The organism is Alteraurantiacibacter aestuarii (assembly GCF_039523595.1).
Lineage (GTDB): Bacteria > Pseudomonadota > Alphaproteobacteria > Sphingomonadales > Sphingomonadaceae > Alteraurantiacibacter > Alteraurantiacibacter aestuarii.
This window is the reverse complement of the sequence record NZ_BAAAFP010000001.1, coordinates 332,219-349,965: the sequence shown is the minus strand read 5'-3', so window position 1 is coordinate 349,965 and position 17,747 is coordinate 332,219. Positions and strand designations below refer to the sequence as shown.

The 17,747-nt window shown below is 63.4% G+C and carries 14 protein-coding genes; 7 read left to right on the top strand and 7 right to left on the bottom strand.

Annotation, left to right across the window (positions count from 1 at the left end; all coding sequences use genetic code 11):
• Positions 1 to 23: 23 nt before the first annotated feature.
• Positions 24 to 1,247 (top strand): polyhydroxyalkanoate depolymerase, encoded by a 1,224-nt coding sequence (locus ABDZ98_RS01770; protein WP_160591093.1) that lies wholly within the window; start codon positions 24 to 26, stop codon positions 1,245 to 1,247.
• A gap of 62 nt (positions 1,248 to 1,309) precedes the next feature.
• On the opposite strand, the gene ABDZ98_RS01765 is transcribed toward ABDZ98_RS01770, so the two are convergent.
• Both ABDZ98_RS01765 and ABDZ98_RS01760 read right to left on the bottom strand, forming a co-directional pair.
• Positions 1,310 to 2,695, bottom strand: coding sequence for a putative O-glycosylation ligase, exosortase A system-associated (locus ABDZ98_RS01765; protein WP_160590608.1), 1,386 nt, complete (start codon positions 2,693 to 2,695; stop codon positions 1,310 to 1,312).
• 4 nt (positions 2,696 to 2,699) lie between these two features.
• A complete protein-coding gene (locus ABDZ98_RS01760; protein WP_202386004.1) occupies positions 2,700 to 2,894 on the bottom strand; it encodes a hypothetical protein in 195 nt (64 codons plus the stop codon).
• Positions 2,895 to 2,980: 86 nt separating this feature from the next.
• Here ABDZ98_RS01760 and ABDZ98_RS01755 point away from each other — a divergent pair, with 86 nt between their 5' ends.
• The 5 genes from ABDZ98_RS01755 (at position 2,981) to ABDZ98_RS01735 (ending at position 13,393) form a co-directional block, all read left to right on the top strand.
• Positions 2,981 to 4,210, top strand: a complete 1,230-nt coding sequence (locus ABDZ98_RS01755; protein ID WP_160590609.1) for a TIGR04063 family PEP-CTERM/XrtA system glycosyltransferase — start codon at positions 2,981 to 2,983, stop codon at positions 4,208 to 4,210.
• A 70-nt stretch (positions 4,211 to 4,280) separates the two neighbouring features.
• The gene (locus tag ABDZ98_RS01750) at positions 4,281 to 6,263 is read left to right on the top strand and encodes a hypothetical protein (RefSeq protein ID WP_237437424.1); all 1,983 of its coding nucleotides are present in this window, start codon (positions 4,281 to 4,283) and stop codon (positions 6,261 to 6,263) included.
• Positions 6,264 to 6,478: 215 nt separating this feature from the next.
• Positions 6,479 to 11,134 (top strand): glutamate synthase large subunit, encoded by a 4,656-nt coding sequence (gene gltB / locus ABDZ98_RS01745; protein WP_160590611.1) that lies wholly within the window; start codon positions 6,479 to 6,481, stop codon positions 11,132 to 11,134.
• 11 nt (positions 11,135 to 11,145) lie between these two features.
• Positions 11,146 to 12,582, top strand: a complete 1,437-nt coding sequence (locus ABDZ98_RS01740) for a glutamate synthase subunit beta (RefSeq protein WP_160590612.1) — start codon at positions 11,146 to 11,148, stop codon at positions 12,580 to 12,582.
• Between the two features lie 106 nt (positions 12,583 to 12,688).
• The gene (locus tag ABDZ98_RS01735; protein ID WP_160590613.1) at positions 12,689 to 13,393 is read left to right on the top strand and encodes a nuclear transport factor 2 family protein; all 705 of its coding nucleotides are present in this window, start codon (positions 12,689 to 12,691) and stop codon (positions 13,391 to 13,393) included.
• Between the two features lie 17 nt (positions 13,394 to 13,410).
• Here the strand turns inward: ABDZ98_RS01735 and ABDZ98_RS01730 are convergent, their stop codons facing one another.
• The 5 genes from ABDZ98_RS01730 to ung form a co-directional block, all read right to left on the bottom strand.
• The gene (locus ABDZ98_RS01730) at positions 13,411 to 13,902 is read right to left on the bottom strand and encodes a murein L,D-transpeptidase catalytic domain family protein (protein WP_237437425.1); all 492 of its coding nucleotides are present in this window, start codon (positions 13,900 to 13,902) and stop codon (positions 13,411 to 13,413) included.
• Between the two features lie 236 nt (positions 13,903 to 14,138).
• Positions 14,139 to 14,741 carry a GNAT family N-acetyltransferase gene (locus tag ABDZ98_RS01725; RefSeq protein WP_160590615.1) on the bottom strand — a complete coding sequence of 201 codons (603 nt, stop codon included), beginning with the start codon at positions 14,739 to 14,741 and terminating at the stop codon, positions 14,139 to 14,141.
• On the bottom strand, positions 14,738 to 15,073 hold the full coding sequence (locus ABDZ98_RS01720) for a TraR/DksA family transcriptional regulator (RefSeq protein ID WP_160590616.1): 336 nt from the start codon (positions 15,071 to 15,073) through the stop codon (positions 14,738 to 14,740). Before ABDZ98_RS01720 ends, ABDZ98_RS01725 begins: the two co-directional genes overlap by 4 nt.
• Positions 15,074 to 15,301: 228 nt before the next feature.
• Complete coding sequence (locus ABDZ98_RS01715) at positions 15,302 to 16,270, bottom strand: TauD/TfdA dioxygenase family protein (protein WP_160590617.1); 969 nt, start codon at positions 16,268 to 16,270, stop codon at positions 15,302 to 15,304.
• Positions 16,271 to 16,352: 82 nt separating this feature from the next.
• Positions 16,353 to 17,033, bottom strand: coding sequence for a uracil-DNA glycosylase (ung, locus tag ABDZ98_RS01710; protein WP_160590618.1), 681 nt, complete (start codon positions 17,031 to 17,033; stop codon positions 16,353 to 16,355).
• Positions 17,034 to 17,114: 81 nt separating this feature from the next.
• Here ung and ABDZ98_RS01705 point away from each other — a divergent pair, with 81 nt between their 5' ends.
• Positions 17,115 to 17,732, top strand: coding sequence for a ribonuclease D (locus tag ABDZ98_RS01705; protein ID WP_160590619.1), 618 nt, complete (start codon positions 17,115 to 17,117; stop codon positions 17,730 to 17,732).
• Positions 17,733 to 17,747 lie beyond the last annotated feature (15 nt).

Genomic DNA, 17,747 nt, shown 5'->3' with positions numbered 1-17,747 from the left:
ATGGTTCGCATCAGGGGACGCACATGCTCTATTCCGCCTATGAAATGCATCGATCGATGATGCATTCGGCCAGCAATCTGGCGTCTTTCGGGGCCCAATTGCTGAGCAATCCGGCGCTTCCCATCGGGTATTTCGGCATGGGGCCAGCCATGGCCTCCGCGCTGAAGGTGTTCGCCCACGTCTATGAAGAGCGCGGCAAGCCCGAATTCGGCATCGAATCGGTCACCGTCGATGGCAAGGCCCATGCGGTGTCCGAAAACGTGGTGCTGGAAAAGCCGTTCGGATCGCTGCGTCATTTCAAGCGCGAGGGCCTGCCCGCCGATGCGCCCAAGCTGCTGCTGGTTGCGCCGATGAGCGGCCACTACGCCACGCTGCTGCGCGGTACGCTGGCGCGCATGCTGGAAAATCAGGAAGTGTGGGTGACAGACTGGGCCGACGCCAAGCTGGTGCCACTGTCCGCCGGTGATTTCGATCTGGACGACTATATCGATTACCTGATCGAATTCCTCCGGTTCATCGGTGAAAACACGCATGTGCTGGCGGTGTGCCAGCCCTCTGTTCCCGCCTTTGCCGCCACGGCGGTGATGGCGGCGGAAGGCGATGCGTGCCGCCCCGCCACGCTGACCATGATGGGCGGCCCGATCGATACGCGCGCCAGCCCGACCAGCGTCAACGATGTGGCGATGGACAAGCCGCACAGCTGGTTCGTCGACAATGTGATTGCCACCGTGCCGCTGAATTATCCCGGAGCGGGCCGCAAGGTCTATCCCGGCTTCCTGCAGCTGGCGGGCTTCCTGTCGATGAACATGGAAAGCCACATGCTGAGCCATTACGAGATGTTCAAGCACCTGACCGTTGGGGATCAGGAAAGCGCCGACAAGACTAAGGATTTCTACGACGAATATCTCTCTCACTGCGACATGACGGCGGAGTTCTATTTGCAGACGATCCACCACGTGTTCCAGGAACACTCGCTGCCCAAGGGTGAATTCGTGCACCGCGGCAAGGCCATCGATCCTGATGCCATCCGCGACACCGCCCTGCTGGCGATCGAGGGTGAGAACGACGATATCTCAGGCGTGGGCCAGACCCGCGCGGCGCTGGACCTGACCAAGCACCTGCCAGCCGATCAGAAGAAGTACTACCTGGCCACAGATGTGGGCCATTACGGCATCTTCAACGGCAGCAAATGGCGCGGCAAGATCGCTCCCGTGGTGGAAGACTGGATCCGCGCCCATTCGCGCTGATCAGCGCTGATCGGCGCGGGCCGACGCAGCATGGGACACGCTGTCGACAGGACGCGCGCAGGTCAGGCGGCTGACGGCACCTGCGCCGTTTCGGCAGGCTGGCCGGACCGGGCCTTGCGCGCATCGCCCTGCGTGCGCCGGACATAGGACCACAGGCCGCATTGCAGGCCAACCAGCATGAAGATGAACGGCTGATAGGCAATGCCCACGAACAGCGCGCCCACCAGATAGGCCAGCTGGGCCTGCTGCAGGGCGGTGGCCAGACCCCATTGCCAGCTCTTGCGGCCATCGGCTGCGTCCTGATCGCCTGCCGTGCGGGAGAAGCGCCAGCGGATGCGCTCCATCTGCCACACGCCCAGCCCCTGCAACCACAGCCACAGCAGCAGGCCCGGCCAGCCCTGCTCGCCCAGCAGCTCGAAATAGGAGGAGTGATAGGCGCGCGCTTCTTCCGTCACTTCGCGGAATTCGACCTGCTGGTTATTGCCCTCTCCGGTCACCACGCGGGTGTTGTAGGTGAAGGAATTGGCGCGATAGGCATCGAAGCCGCCGCCCAGCGGATGATCCTTCGAATAGTCATAGGTCCATTGCCACACCGCCAGCCTGGTGGAGGCGGACTGGTCGCTCTGATAGCCGGTGATCGTGCCCATCCGTTCAAGATAGCTCTGCGGCAGGAAGGGTATCGCCGCCATCAGCACCAGACCCGCCAGCGCACCATAGACAAAGCGATAGCGCACCGACCGCAGCATCAGCACCCCCAGCACGGCAAGGCACACCAGCCCGGTGCGCGCAGACGTGCCGATCGGGATCAGCAGACAGGAAAAGATCAGCGCGCCGCTGAATGTCCACACCCGCCAGTCCGGCTTGAAGATGGTGCCGTGGCGCGCCAGCCATACGATCAGCGGGATTGTGGCAATCGCCGCGGTGGAGATGATCGAGCCTTCGTACAGCCCGGAATTCTCATCCACCAGCAGCTTGAGCGTGGCATAGCCGCCGCCGCCGAAAACGGTCTTCATCCCGCCGTTGATGATGATCGCGCCGATGGACAGCACCAGGATCAGGACCGCCGCCTCTATCCGCAGCCGCGTGCGCAATGTCAGCGGCAGGAAAGTGGCGAACACCAGCGCCTTCCACACCCAGTCCCACTTCTCCCACGCCGAATCCTGGAACTGCGCCGCCATCGTGGTCAGCCCGCAATAGACCAGCAGCGCCACGATAAGCCCCTGGCGGAAAGTGAAGCGCATGCCCTGCTTGCTGTCGAAGAACAGCCAGCCGCAAAACGCCGCGGCAAAGGCCATCAGCGATAGCGGCAAGGCCTGGATCAGCCCCCAGCCGATCTTCTGCGGGGCCACGACATCGATATAGATATAGACCAGCACCCAGATGAACGGGCGCTTCAGCCCCATCGCCAGCAGCAGGCCGATAAAGCCGATCAGGACAAGGTCGAGCACGCGCTCAGCCGTCCTTGTTCGTGCTGCGGCCAGCGTTGGGGCGCGCATAGGGAGAGAACTTGCCCTTTGGGCGCGGCGCCGGGGCGGTATCGGCAGCCGCCGCCTCATCCTCGCGATCGAGATCGTCGCGCGTCAGCAGCCGGAAAGCGGCAAGCGCGATCAGGCCGTGTGTCAGCGCGATGGTGAAATAGTCGATCACAGATAGATTTCCGGCAGCTTCATCGGCAGCCATAGCCCAGACAAATTGACGCGCCGTTAAGGTTGTCGTGGCAAGGATTTGCGTCAATGACACGCATTCTGCACATCCTTGACCACTCGCTGCCGATGCACAGCGGCTATACCTTCCGCACGCGGGCGATCATGCGCGCGCAATTGGCGCAGGGCCTGGAAGTGCGCGGCATAACCGGTCTGCGCCACACCGCCGATGGTCCCGATGTGGAAGCGGCCGAGGGGCTGACCTTTCACCGCACACGCGGAGAAGCCTCCGGCCCGCCCGCTGTGCGTGAATGGCGCGAGATTTCCGCCCTGGCAGACGCGATTGTCGATCTGGCGCAGGGCTGGCGGCCCGATATCCTGCATGCCCATTCGCCCGCGCTGGGCGGGATGGCGGCGGTTCGCGCCGGGCGAAAGCTGGGCATACCGGTGGTGTATGAAATCCGCGCCTTCTGGGAAGATGCCGCCGTGGGCAACGGCGTGGGCAAGGCCGGATCGCTCAAATACCGCCTCACCCGCAGCCTGGAAAACCACGTGGTGGCGCAGGCGGGCCGGGTGGTGACCATTTGCGAAGGTCTGCGCGCCGATCTGGTGGCGCGCGGTGTTGCCGCAAGCAAGATTGCGATCATGCCCAATGGCGTGGATTTGACGCTGTTCGGCAATCCGGTGCCCCGCGATGGCGCGCTGGCGCGCTCGCTCGGTCTGGGAGATGGCCCGGTGATCGGCTTCATCGGCAGCTTCTATGATTATGAAGGGCTGGACGACCTGATCGATGCCATGCCCGCACTGGTGCAGCGCCATGGCGATGCGCGGCTGCTGCTGGTGGGCGGCGGACCGATGGAAGATGCGCTCAAGGCGCGCGCCGAAGCCTCCCCCGCCAGCCATGCGATTCGCTTTGTCGGCCGCGTGCCGCACGATCAGGTGGAACGATATTACGCGCTGGCCGACATCATGGCCTATCCGCGCAAGGCCAGCCGGCTGACGGACCTCGTCACCCCGCTCAAGCCGCTGGAAGCGATGGCGCAGGGCAAGTTGGTCGCCGCCAGCGATGTGGGCGGACACCGCGAGCTGATGGAGGACGGGGTCACCGGCACGCTGTTCACCCCCGACGATCCGCAGTCATGCGCCCGCGCGCTGGCCGATCTGCTGGATGCGCGCGGCAACTGGGACACCATGCGTCAGACCGCTCGCCAGCATGTTGCCAGCCATCATGACTGGGCCTGCAACGTTCAACGTTATCAAGCTGTTTACCAAGTGCTGTTAGGCCACGATCCGAACAGCCGGATTTGCGCCGCAGCCTGACAGGTGGCGGCAAGATGGACCGGCGCGAAACCTGGGTGATCAATTGGCTAGCATGGCACAAGAAACCGGCATGAAGCGAGGGGGCGCAAAGGCCCCCATCAGCACGCATCCGGCGTTCCCGTTTATCGTGGCCCTGTGGTTTGCCGCCCTTCTGGGCATGGGCAGTCTGGTGGTCCCTGTCCCGGTGATCGAACAGATCGCCGTATCGACCGGCCTTTCCTCCATCGTGCCTGCCACCGCGCCGCCGCTCGGCTTTACCGCCCGCGCGCTGATGGCGCTCGGCTTCACCGTGCTGGGGGCGATTTCCGGCCTGCTGATCGCGCGCCAGGTGGCCAGGGCCCATTCCCCTGCCGCCCCGCAGCGTTCTCGCGCCGCCAAGAAAGGCTCAGCCAAGCGCTCACCGATCAATGCGCATGAGGAGCTGGGCGAAAGAGGGTTTGACGATACCGGGCCGCGCCGCCGCGCGCTGGCCATAGATGTGGATGAAGGTCACAGCGAATATTTCGATTTCGCCCCGCTGCCCGGCAACCCCGGCGCCAGATTTCTTGCTGCCGCCAAGGCCGCCGACATGCCCGACTTCGATCTGGAAGCAGCAGTCGAAGAATCAGCAAGAGTCGCCAGCGACGATCATTTTGATGACGTGATGGAACTGTCGGAAATGGCGCCTGCCGCCAGCTTTGGCGAAGACATGGACGGGGATGAACCAATGATCGACGGGCCGGAATTCGCAGCCGCCATCGAAGCGCCAGTGCCCGCCGGTCTTGATGCAGAGCCCGATGTACACGAGGCGGAAGACCAGTTCGACACGGCCTGGTTCGAGGCTGAGGATGACAGCGAAGCCGCTGTGGATGCCCTGGCCTTCTCCCCGCCATCGATGAAGCGCGGCGAGTCCGCTGAAGGGCCGGTCAAGGGGCCTTCTGACGAACCCTCTGCAGAGCCTGCACCATCGCCTGCACGATTCCTGGCTCCGCTGCCGGAAGATGACATTTACAACGAGGACACCATGATCGAGTCCAGTTTCGAGCCTGCCGCCGAGCCTGATCAAGCCGAAGCCGATATCTCAACGGACGCTGCGCCCGCGCAGTGGGACGAGGCGGAACTGGGCGACCTGGCGCTGGTGCAGCTGGCACAGCGCCTCGGCTCCTCGATCGAGAAACACCGCCAGATGCGCGCCGCCCGGGCCAGGCTGGCCGCTTCCGCACCGATCCCCGCGCACGCCATGCGCGCCATGCCCAGTGGCTTCGACGTGGCCGAGCCGGACGAGGCCGCCGAGGCGATGAAGGCCTATTTCGGCCGCACCGAATCCGCCGCAGATCCGATCACGTCTGCTGCCGCAGAACCAGCGCCCTTTGCCGATTTCTCCTCACCTGCGCAGGGCTTGGACGAGCCTGACGCCGATCTCGACGATGCTGCCGGTCATGACGATGCCGATTATGAGGACGCGGCCCCTTTTGAAGACGCGGCCCCTTTTGAAGACGCAGGCGAAGAACAGCCGCCACAAGACAGCGAATTCCGGCTGTTCGCCAATTTCGCCCATCTGAGCGGGCTTGATGCCGAGGATGACACGGATGAGGATGACCTCACCGCGTCTTTCAATCTTCCGCTTGAGCGCATGCGCACCGAAACGGCCCGGGCCAAGGCACCTGCCGCCCGCAAGCCGCTCGATTTCTCCCGGCCCGCCGATACCGCTCCGTCAGAGCAAGAAGGCGATGACGCGGAGGACTTCGCCTCGCTGGTCGCGATGAACAATCCCTTCCGGCAGCGGGCGGAGGAATTCGTCCGGATCGAGGATGAGCCGCAGGCCGCAGACGACCATGTCGAGCCTGCCGTGGTGTTCCCGCACGAGGCTGCAAGCAGCTCCGCACAGGAAGACGCCGCTCTTGCTGCCATTTCCACCGGCACCCGGCGCCCCTTCGATGCGCCGTCAGACCAGGGCGCAGCACAGGCCAAACCTGCGGCTGCGGAACAGGCCCGGCCGGTCAATGCAGAGGAAAATGAGCGCGTCCTGCGCGAAGCCCTGCTCAACCTCCAGCGGATGAGCGGCGTCGCCTGATCGCGCACTGGCGCTAAACATCTGGAATCCCGGCACAAGGCCATGAATTGACCATTGTGCATTGCAGCAAACCTTGCCAAAACACTTTCCTGTCGCCATGGGGTTCCTTCGCGACATTTTCGATAAGCACCCAAGCTGGGTGAGTCGCGTTTCGCTGCTGGCTTTTGCCGGTGTCGGAGCGTGCAAAACCATCGGCTTGAGACAGGATAGAAGAGTTGACCGATTTTCCAGCCCCACAGGGCCTTTACGATCCGCGCAATGAACATGATAACTGCGGTGTAGGCTTTGTAGCCCATATCAAGGGCGTCAAATCGCACGACATCGTGACCCAGGCGCTGCAGATTCTGGAAAATATCGACCATCGCGGCGCTGTGGGCGCTGATCCACTGCTGGGCGATGGCGCGGGTATCCTGATGCAGATCCCGGACAAGCTCTATCGCAAATGGGCCACGGGCGAAGGGCTGAGCCTGCCGCCGGCCGGCGATTATGCCGTGGCCATGTGCTTCCTGCCGCAGGAAGATGCAGCGCGCGAGTTCATCACCGAACAGTTCGAGAAGTTCATCGCCAAGGAAGGCCAGACGCTGATCGGCTGGCGCGATGTGCCCTGCACGCTGGACGGCCTGGGCAAGGCCGTGCTCGATTCGATGCCGATGATCCGCCAGTGCTTCATCGCGCGCGGCGAAAATTGCGAGGACCATGACGCGTTCGAGCGCAAGCTGATCGTGATTCGCAAGCAGACGCAGAACCCGCTCAAGGAACTGGCCGAAAAGCACAACATGCCCGGCCTGCTGAAGCTGTACATGCCCAGCTTCTCCAGCCGCACGGTGGTGTACAAGGGCCTGCTGCTGGCCAATCAGGTGGGCAGTTTCTATGACGATCTGCGCGATCCCGATTGCGAAAGCGCGCTGGGCCTGGTGCACCAGCGCTTCTCCACCAACACCTTCCCCAGCTGGCGCCTGGCACAGCCGTTCCGCCTGATCGCGCATAATGGCGAGATCAACACGGTTCGCGGCAATGTGAACTGGATGAACGCCCGCCGCCGCACGATGGAAAGCGACCTGCTGGGCGCCGACCTCGACAAATTGTGGCCGATCGTGCCGCATGGCCAGTCTGACACCGCCTGCCTCGATAACGCGCTGGAGCTGCTGCTGCTGGGCGGATATTCGCTGGCCCATGCGATGATGATGCTGATCCCGGAAGCGTGGGCGCGCGATCCGATGATCGATCCCGCGCGCAAGGCGTTCTACGAATATCACGCCGCGCTTATGGAACCCTGGGACGGCCCCGCCGCCGTGGCCTTTACCGATGGCCGCCAGATCGCCGCCACGCTGGACCGCAACGGCCTGCGTCCGGCGCGCTTTGTGGTGACCCGGGACGATATCGTCTGCCTCGCATCGGAAAGCGGCGTGCTGCCGTTTGCCGAAACCGACATCATCCGCAAATGGCGCCTGCAACCGGGCAAGATGCTGCTGATCGACCTCGAAGAAGGCCGCATCGTCGAAGATGCCGAGCTGAAGGCGGAGCTGGCCGCCGCGCATCCATATGAAAAATGGCTCAAGCAGGCGCAGTACAAACTGCGCGACCTTGAAACCATTGAGACCGACCGCGATGCCGTGCGCGCGCCGGAAGATTCGCTGCTCGATCGCCAGCAGGCCTTTGGCTACACGCAGGAAGACATCTCGCGCTTTCTGGAGCCGATGGCCGTCAACGCCGACGATCCGCTGGGGTCGATGGGCACCGACACGCCGATTGCCGTGCTGTCCGCCAGGAGCCGGCTGCTGTATGATTACTTCAAGCAGAACTTCGCCCAGGTAACCAACCCGCCGATCGATCCGATCCGCGAGGAACTGGTGATGAGCCTGCTGTCGATGATCGGCCCGCGTCCCAACCTGCTGGGCCATGATGGCGGCCTGCACAAGCGTCTGGAAGTCGATCAGCCGATCCTGACCAACAAGGATGTCGAGAAGATCCGCTCTGTCGAAAGCAGCCTGGATGGCGCTTTCCGGACCGAGACGATCGACATCACCTGGGATGCCGAAACCGGCGCCGAGGGGCTGGAAATGGCGATCAAGGAAATGTGCTGGGCTGCCACCGAAGCGGTGCTGCAGGACAAGAACATCCTGATCCTGTCCGACCGCGCGGCCAACAAGGACCGCATTCCCATGCCCGCGCTGCTGGCAACCGCAGCCGTGCACCATCATCTGGTGCGCCAGGGCCTGCGCATGCAGACCGGCCTGGTGGTGGAGACCGGCGAAGCGCGCGAAGTGCATCATTTCTGCGCGCTGGCGGGCTATGGCGCCGAAGCCATCAACCCCTATCTCGCGTTCGAGACGCTGGAGGATATCCGCGCCGAGAAATATCAGGACATGGACCCCGTTCAGGTCCGCCGCAACTATATCAAGGCGGTCGGCAAGGGCATCCAGAAGGTCATGTCCAAGATGGGCATTTCGACCTACCAGTCCTATTGCGGTGCGCAGATCTTCGATGCGGTCGGCCTGTCGACCGAGTTCGTGGAGAAATATTTCACCGGCACCGCCACCACCATCGAAGGCATCGGCCTGATCGACGTGGCGGAGGAAGCGGTGCGCCGCCATGCGGCTGCCTATGGCGACAACCCGATCTATCGCAACATGCTGGACGTGGGCGGTATCTACCAGTTCCGTCTGCGCGGTGAGGATCACGCCTGGACGCCTGCCAATGTCGCCCATTTGCAGCACGCCGTGCGCGGCACGGACCCGGCCAGCAACTGGGCCAATTACGCCGAGTTCGCCAAGTCGATCAACGAGCAGTCCGAACGCCTGCTGACGATCCGCGGGCTGATGGAACTCAAGCCAGCCAACACGCCGCTGGACATCTCCGAAGTCGAAACGGCGGCGGAAATCGTCAAGCGCTTCGCCACCGGCGCGATGAGCTATGGCTCCATCAGCTGGGAAGCGCACACCACGCTGGCAAAGGCGATGAACCGCATCGGCGGCAAGTCCAACACCGGTGAAGGCGGGGAAGATCCCAGCCGCTTCACGCCGATGGCCAATGGCGATTCGATGCGTTCGGCGATCAAGCAGGTGGCATCGGGCCGGTTTGGCGTGACCACCGAATATCTGGTCAATGCCGACGATATCCAGATCAAGATGGCGCAGGGCGCAAAGCCCGGTGAAGGCGGCCAGCTGCCCGGTCACAAGGTCGACAAGACCATTGGCGCAACCCGCCATTCAACCCCTGGCGTGGGCCTGATCTCCCCGCCGCCGCATCACGATATCTACTCGATCGAAGACCTTGCGCAGCTGATCCACGATCTCAAGAACGTGAACCCGGTCGCGCGTATTTCGGTCAAGCTGGTGTCCGAAGTGGGCGTGGGCACGGTGGCTGCGGGCGTTTCCAAGGCGCGCGCCGACCATGTGACCATCTCGGGTTATGAAGGCGGCACCGGCGCAAGTCCGCTGACCAGCCTGACGCATGCCGGCTCGCCGTGGGAAATCGGCCTGGCGGAAACGCAGCAGACGCTGCTGCTCAACGATCTACGCAGCCGCATTGCGGTGCAGGTCGATGGCGGCCTGCGCACTGGCCGCGATGTCGCCATTGGCGCGCTGCTGGGCGCGGACGAGTTCGGCTTTGCCACCGCTCCGCTGATCGCAGCGGGCTGCATCATGATGCGCAAGTGCCACCTCAACACCTGCCCGGTGGGCGTGGCCACGCAGAACCCCGAACTGCGCAAGCGCTTTGTCGGCCAGCCCGAACATGTGATCAATTACTTCTTCTTCGTGGCCGAGGAGCTGCGCGCGATCATGGCCGAAATGGGCTTCCGCACGCTGCAGGAGATGATCGGCCGGGTTGACCGGATCGACATGAAGCGCGCCGTTCGCCACTGGAAGGCAGACGGCGTGGATCTGACCCGCCTGCTGACGTCGATCCCCGTGCCCGAAGGCAAGGAACTCTATCACACCGAAACGCAGGATCACGGCCTTCAGGCTGCGCTCGACAACGACCTGATCCAGGCTGCGCGTCCGGCGATCGAACATGGCGAAACGCTGGTGCTCGATTTCCCGATCCGCAATGTCAACCGCACGGTCGGCACGATGCTGTCGGGCCAGATCGCGCAGAAGTTCGGCCATGCCGGCCTCAAGCCGGAACAGCTGCGGATCAACTTCACCGGCGTTGCCGGGCAGAGCTTTGCCGCATGGCTGGCGCATGGCGTCACGCTGGATCTGGTGGGCGATGCCAACGACTATGTCGGCAAGGGGCTTTCGGGCGGCCGCGTGATCGTGCGCCCGCCGTCCAATGTGGACCGCGATCCGACGCAGAACATCATCGTGGGCAACACCGTGCTGTATGGCGCGATTGCCGGCGAGGCCTATTTCGGCGGCGTTGCGGGTGAACGCTTCGCGGTGCGCAATTCGGGCGCCGTGGCGGTGGTTGAAGGCACCGGCGATCACGGCTGCGAATATATGACCGGCGGCGTGGTCTGCGTGCTGGGCGGCACGGGCCGCAACTTTGCCGCCGGGATGAGCGGCGGCGTGGCCTATGTCTATGACGCCGATGGCTCGTTCAAGGATCGCTGCAACATGGCGCAGGTCGATCTGGAACCGATCAGCCCCGCACCTTCTGCCGAAGAAGGCACCGGCCGTCCGCAGCAGCGCGCCACCAGCGTTACCGATTTCGGCATGGGCGACATGCTCTATCACGATGCCGAGCGGCTGCGCATTCTGGTGGAGCGGCACAAGCTGCACACCGGCTCTGCCAGGGCGAGCGCACTGCTCGAAGACTGGGACAATGCGCTGGGTAAATTCGTCAAGGTCATGCCGCGCGATTATGCAAACGCGCTGAGGCAGCTTGAAGCGGAGCGTAATGCTGCCGCCTCCGTGGCTGCCGAGTAAGGAACACTACAATGGGCAAGGAAACCGGCTTTCTCGAAGTCGATCGCGAAGAGCGCAGCTATGAAGCTCCCGCCAAGCGGCTGAAGAACTACAAGGAATTCGTGATCCAGCCGAGCGAGGAGAAACTTCGCTCGCAGGCATCGCGCTGCATGAATTGCGGCATTCCCTATTGTCACAACGGCTGCCCGGTGAACAACATCATCCCGGACTGGAACGATCTGGTTTACAAGGGCGACTGGCAGAACGCGCTGGAAGTGCTGCATTCGACCAACAACTTCCCCGAGTTCACCGGCCGCATCTGCCCCGCCCCGTGCGAGGCGAGCTGCACGCTGAACATCACTGACGAGCCGGTGACGATCAAGAGCATCGAATGCGCCATCGTCGACAAGGGGTGGAAGGAAGACTGGATCAAGCCGCAGGTCCCGGCCAAGCGCACGGGCAAGAACATTGCCGTGGTCGGCTCCGGCCCCGCGGGCATGGCCTGCGCACAGCAGCTGGCACGCGCCGGCCATTCGGTAACCCTGTTCGAGAAGAATGACCGGATCGGCGGACTGCTGCGTTACGGCATCCCTGACTTCAAGATGGAAAAGCACCTGATCAACCGCCGCGCGGTGCAGATGGAAGCCGAAGGCGTGACCATCCGCACCTCCACCGAAGTGGGCGTGGATGTGTCGATCAAGAGCCTGAAGGAAAACTTCGACGCCATCGTGATGTCGGGCGGCGCAGAAGATGCACGCATGCTGCAGATCCCCGGTGCGGAACTGCCCGGCGTGCGTCTGGCGATGGAATTCCTGACCCAGCAGAACAAGCGCAACGCCGGTGACAGCGAAGAACGCGCCGCACCGCGCGGCACGCTGACCGCAACGGGCAAGAACGTGATCGTGATCGGCGGCGGCGACACCGGCTCTGACTGCGTGGGCACGTCCAACCGCCAGGGCGCCAAGAGCGTGACCCAGATCGAAATCATGCCCGAACCTCCGGTGCATGAGAACAAGCTGCTGACCTGGCCCGACTGGCCGATGAAGCTGCGCACCTCCTCCAGCCATGAAGAAGGCGTGGCCCGCGACTGGGCCGTGCTGACCAAGGAAGTGGAGAGTGAGGACGGCAAGGTTACCGGCCTCAAATGCGTGCGCGCGGACTGGTCCGAGGGCAAGCTGAAGGAAGTGCCCGGCACCGAGTTTACCCTGCCTGCCGACCTGATCCTGCTGGCGATGGGCTTTGTCGGCCCGCGCAAGGCCGGGATGATAGACCAGTCGGGCGTGGAACTGACCGATCGCGGCAATATCGATGCCAACACCGAAGATTACCGCACCTCCGACGAACAGATCTGGGCCTGCGGTGACATGCGCCGTGGCCAGTCGCTGGTGGTCTGGGCCATCCGCGAAGGCCGCCAGTGCGCGCGCAGCGTGGACGAGGCGCTGATGGGCGTGAGCGAACTGCCGCGCTGATCGCCGCACCCCTGTGACATCGAGCAAGGGCGTGCCTGACAGGGCGCGCCCTTCTTGTTTGCGCGCACCACCTGGTGCACTCTGAATACAGGTGGAGGGACATGCGATGGACAGGCTGGACGAGTTGACGCAGGCGCTGCGCGCGCTGGAGGCGACGGTGGCACAGCAGGCAGACGAGCTTGCCCGCACACGCCACCAGCTGGGCCTGCTGGAAGACCGCGCCGAAATCGAGCGCCTGCAATATGCCTATGGCTATTTCATCGATAACCGCATGTTTCGCGAAATGGCCGACCTGTTCTGCGATGAAGGCGCGTGGATAGAGATCGGCCAGCGCGGGCGCTATCTGGGCAAGGAGCGGATACACGCCTTCCTGCTGCGCGTGCTGGGAGATGGCCGCTGGGGGCTGGCGAAGGATGAGGTGATCAACCACGTCCAGCAGCAGCCAATCATCACCATCGCCGATGACCGGCAGAGCGCAAAGTCACGCGCGCGGGCGCAGGTGCAGGGAAATTCCCCTCCCGATACGCCGCATTTCCTGCTGGCAGACGGCATTTACGAGAACGAATATGTGCGTGAGGACGGCCAATGGAAAATCCGCGGGATCGGCGTGACCATGACCTTCTATGCCGCGCTGGAACGGGCGAAGATCTGGTTCCCCTCCGCCCCGCCGAGCGAGGATATGCCGCCCGATAGCCCCAGCCTGCCCGTGGTCGAAGCACTGGGCCGCCAGTTCAACCCCTGGCACTTCACCCATCCGGTAAAGGGTTACAAGCTCGCCATTCCGGCATCGGATCTGGCAACCGGGGGCTGATCACACCGCAGGGGAACCTATTTCGAGGCGAACAGCAGGCAGCCTTCCGGCAGCTTCTCCAGCACCGCTTCGATCTCACGCATTTCGACGGTGAAGCACCCCAGGCTGCGGCCGATGCGGCCCTGCTGGCGGGCCATGTCCCGGTCCACATAATTTGCGCCGTGGATCACGATTGCCCGGTCAAGCGCGAGGTTGTTCTGCGGCTCCAGACCAATCAGGCGCCGCGAACGGCCATGCCTGCCGACATAGGCGTTGGCGATCAGGAAGCTCCCGCGAGAGGAGGCGTTGGAACCCGGCTGGTTGGAAAACTGGCTGACAAAGCCGCTGTTGGCCCGATCGGACCCGCGGCCATGGGCGACCAGCCATTCCGCCGCAACATCTCCGCTGGCGACATTCACCAGCTGGAAGCGCAATTCACGCGAATGGGCGGAGAAGTCGACAAGACCGATCACGTCCCGCTGGGTGATCTGGCTGGAATGGGTATCGAGGGCGGTCAGGGCTTGCGGCAACAGGCGGGGCCTTGACGTTGTCCACGGCGCGGCAAATGCACGCGGGGCCGCCAGGCAGGAAGTAGCCGCAACCGACGCGCCCAGAAACTGGCGTCGATTGAATATCACTGTATGATTCCACTTATCTGATTTGATCAATATCTGGCGTGAGAGGCCCGATTTTCAAGGTGCAGCAGGGTGTGCCAGCCCTGCTCTGGCGACAGATCGGGGCAGAAACCGGACAGGCTGCGCCCATTTTACAGATCGATGCGGAACCATTCGATGGTGTCGCCATGCCGATAGGCGGCGGGCTTGGCCGCAGTGCCGGTGTGATAGCCGCCAGCCCTGGCGATGGTGCGCAGCGATGCCGGATTATCATGATCGGTGGTGATGGTGACCCAGCGCATGCCCAGCGCCCGCGCCTCTGGCAAAATGTCGCGCACGGCCTGCGCGGCATAGGCTCTGCCCCGCCTCCACGGCACCACGCCATAGCCGATATGGCCCAGCAGATGCGGCGGCAGCGCTTCAGTCCCTTCCATCCAGCGAAAGCCGATCTGGCCGCAGAATTCACCGCCGCTTTGCCCGCCGCCTTGGCCGCCCGCGCTATCTGCTGAGTCTTCCCACATCCATTTGCGGATGCCCGGCAGGCGTTTGACGAAGCTGCCATCGGGCAATTGGACATCGCCCGCCTTCGCCTCCCGGTCGGTCATGCTGGCGAGGAAGCTGTCCGCATCATCGGCGATCTCGGCCAGTTCGCGCAGGCGGTGGCGCTCTGAATCCATGTTGTTGGGCGACCATCCGCGTTCCAGTGCGGCGATATAGGATGGCAGATGTGCGCGTGTGGGCGTGACCAGCCTCATCGCCTGCCGCCCGCGCATTGCACGCATGTCGCCAGCGAGGGATCGCCGCTCAACCGTCCCTCGGCGATCTGCTCACCGCAGGTGACGCACCAGCCCCATTCGCCCTCATCCAGCCGTGCCAGCGCAGCGGCGATGCGGGTGCGCTCGGCTTCCCGCCGACGCTGTTCGGCCTGCGCCATCGCCTGTTGCTGCATGGCATCGATGCGGCTGAGGCGGCCCACGCTATCCTGCTGCAAGGTCACCGGCGCGCGGCCTTCCGCGCTCATCGCCTGTAACTGGTCAAGCTCGGCAAGCCGGGCCTCCAGGGCCTTGCGGGCGGCATCTTCGGTCATGGAGAGGCGATGCTGTCCTACATGCCTGCCCTATGTCAAAGGCCTTGCGGCTCTTTCCCATTGTCGGTGCATATTCCAGCCATTTCCGGCGCGGGTATGGCTGCAACCCTCGCGTAATATTATTACGCAGATGGATAAGATAATTTTTCCTTCAGCCTGTTTCCGCGTACCCCCGATACAGGCCGCAAAGCCGCAGGAATCCTGGGTTTATGGCAGTGCTACCCGGCTTTACACCGTGTCACTTGTGTAAACCCCAGCCTCTTCCCCAGCCTCTATCCCAGCCTCTTCTTCGGCCTTGCGTTTGGAGTTGTTGAACATGGTGCTGAAATGGTCATCCGCCGCTTCCACGCCCGCTTCGCGCACGGTGGTGCGGCGCATGTCGCGTGCCCAGGCGGTATCGTCGAATTCTCCGGCGCGGTGGGCGCCGGCCAGATTGTCCCAGATCGACATGTCACCGGGCTGGTAATCGACAGAGATCAGATATTTGTCCTGCGTCATCCACGCATTCAGCTCGTCTATCAGCGCGCGGCCTTCCTCGCGGCTCAGGCCGATGATGTCGCGCGCGTGATTGCCAAGATAGAGCGTGCGGCGGCCGCTGGCCTTGTGCTCCAGAACCACCGGCTGGTGGGCGTGCGGCATGGCATCCAGCTCCTCCTCCGTGGTCGGGTAACCAGCCTTCATCCGCGAATAGAAATAGCAATGGCGCGCGGTCAGCCCCTCGATCCTGTCCTTCATGCTTTGCGGCAGGTCGTCCCAGGCGCTGCGCGCATCGGCAAACCATGTCGGCGCGGGCATCGGCGGGGCGGAATGGCACAGCAGCAGGGCCTGCGCGCTGCGCACCTCCATATATGAGCTGTCGATATGCCACAGCCGGTTGCCGGCATTGATCAGGCGGCGCAGATCATTGTCGATGATATTGCCGTCGGCATCGACATTGCTGGCATCGAACAGTTCCGGCTCACTGAAACGCGGTGGCTTGCCCTTGTGGCGCGGGGCCAGTTCGACATGGCCGAAGATGCGGCTGAAGGCGACATGGCTGGCATCGTCCAGCCCGGTCTGGCGCCACACGGTCACGCCCCATTTGTCCTGCGCCGCGCGGATTTCCGCCTTGGTGGCTTCATCCAGCGGGCGGCTGATGTCGACGCCGGAAATCTCCGCGCCAAAGCGCTCGCTGATCGGGGTGACGGTGATCGCCATGGCAGTCCTCTCTTGTTCTTGCGCGCTTCATATCGCCGCTGACCGGACTAGGCCAGCATGCAGGTGCGTGCCTTGATCCAGGTCAGAGAGACCAGTCGATCGCGCCGCGGCCGTTTTCCTCCAGGAAGCGATTGGCCTGGCTGAACGGGCGCGATCCGAAGAAGCCGCGATGGGCAGAAAGCGGGCTGGGGTGCGGGGAAGAGATCACCAGGTGGTGGCCATTTTTCAGCGCGTCGATTCGCTGCGCCTTCTTCTGTGCATGGCTGCCCCAAAGAATGAATACCGATGGCTGGGGCCGGGCAGCGACGGCGGCGATGGCGGCATCGGTGATTTCCTCCCACCCGCGCTGCTGGTGCGATCCGGCCTGCCCCGCCTCCACCGTCAGCGCATTGTTGAGCAGCAACACGCCCTGGCTCGCCCAGCTTTCCAGATTGCCGTGATCGGGCCGCTCTATCCCGCAATCGCTGTGCAGTTCCTTGAGCATATTCATCAGCGACGGCGGCTGGCGCACCCCCGGCGGGACGGAGAAGCTGAGACCATGCGCCTGCCCCGGCCCGTGATAGGGGTCCTGCCCCAGGATCACCACTTTCACCGTGTCCAGCGGGGTCAGCTCCAGCGCGCGCAGGCGCATCCCGCGCGGTGGATAAATCGCCTTGCCCGCATCCTCCTGCGCCCGCAGCCAGCCGCCCAGTTGCCGCGCCGCAGGAGTTGCCAGCACGGGGCCAAGCGCATCGCGCCAGCTATCGGGGATTTGCTCTGCCATGATGCTTTCCTACTGCCCTGTTCCGTGTGCAGCCAGCACACCCTTTCCCTCTTTCCCCAATCCGCCTAAGGCAAATTGCATATGGCTGTATATTATCACGAAGAAGACCTGCCCGCCGATGTGCTGGCTCCCGGACCCGTTGCCGTCGATACGGAAACCATGGGCCTTGTCACCACGCGCGACAGGCTGTGCGTGGTGCAGATATCCGATGGCAATGGCGACGAGCATCTTGTGCGCTTTGCCAATGGCAGCGCCTATGATGCGCCCAATCTGAAGGCGGTGCTGGCCGATCCTGCGCGGATCAAGCTGTATCATTATGCCCGCTTCGATCTGGCCGCCATCCACCATTACCTGGGCGTGATGGCCGCGCCGGTGTTCTGCACCAAGATCGCCAGCAAGCTGGTCCGCACCTATACGGATCGTCACGGGCTGAAGATGCTGGTGAGTGAACTGCTGGGTGAAGACATGTCCAAGCAGCAGCAGTCGAGCGACTGGGGCGCGGACGAACTGTCGCAGGCGCAGCGTGAATATGCCGCGTCCGACGTGCGCTTTTTGCACCGCATGCGGGACATTCTGATCGTCAGGCTGGAACGCGAAGGCCGGCTTGAAATTGCCCAGGCCTGTTTCGAATTCCTGCCCACCCGCGCCTTGCTCGATATTGCCGGATGGGCGGACAAGGACATCTTCAGCCACGAGTAAGCTCGTAAAGGCGAA

Excerpts from the sequence above, each read along its gene's own strand:
- ABDZ98_RS01755 (WP_160590609.1), top strand. The coding sequence starts at position 2,981 with ATGACACGCATTCTGCACATCCTTGACCACTCGCTGCCGATGCACAGC.
- ABDZ98_RS01740 (WP_160590612.1), top strand. The coding sequence starts at position 11,146 with ATGGGCAAGGAAACCGGCTTTCTCGAAGTCGATCGCGAAGAGCGCAGC.
- ABDZ98_RS01715 (WP_160590617.1), bottom strand. The coding sequence starts at position 16,270 with ATGGCGATCACCGTCACCCCGATCAGCGAGCGCTTTGGCGCGGAGATT.
- ABDZ98_RS01705 (WP_160590619.1), top strand. The coding sequence starts at position 17,115 with ATGGCTGTATATTATCACGAAGAAGACCTGCCCGCCGATGTGCTGGCT.
- ABDZ98_RS01735 (WP_160590613.1), top strand. The coding sequence starts at position 12,689 with ATGGACAGGCTGGACGAGTTGACGCAGGCGCTGCGCGCGCTGGAGGCG.
- ABDZ98_RS01750 (WP_237437424.1), top strand. The coding sequence starts at position 4,281 with ATGAAGCGAGGGGGCGCAAAGGCCCCCATCAGCACGCATCCGGCGTTC.
- ung (WP_160590618.1), bottom strand. The coding sequence starts at position 17,033 with ATGGCAGAGCAAATCCCCGATAGCTGGCGCGATGCGCTTGGCCCCGTG.
- ABDZ98_RS01770 (WP_160591093.1), top strand. The coding sequence starts at position 24 with ATGCTCTATTCCGCCTATGAAATGCATCGATCGATGATGCATTCGGCC.
- ABDZ98_RS01720 (WP_160590616.1), bottom strand. The coding sequence starts at position 15,073 with ATGACCGAAGATGCCGCCCGCAAGGCCCTGGAGGCCCGGCTTGCCGAG.
- ABDZ98_RS01725 (WP_160590615.1), bottom strand. The coding sequence starts at position 14,741 with ATGAGGCTGGTCACGCCCACACGCGCACATCTGCCATCCTATATCGCC.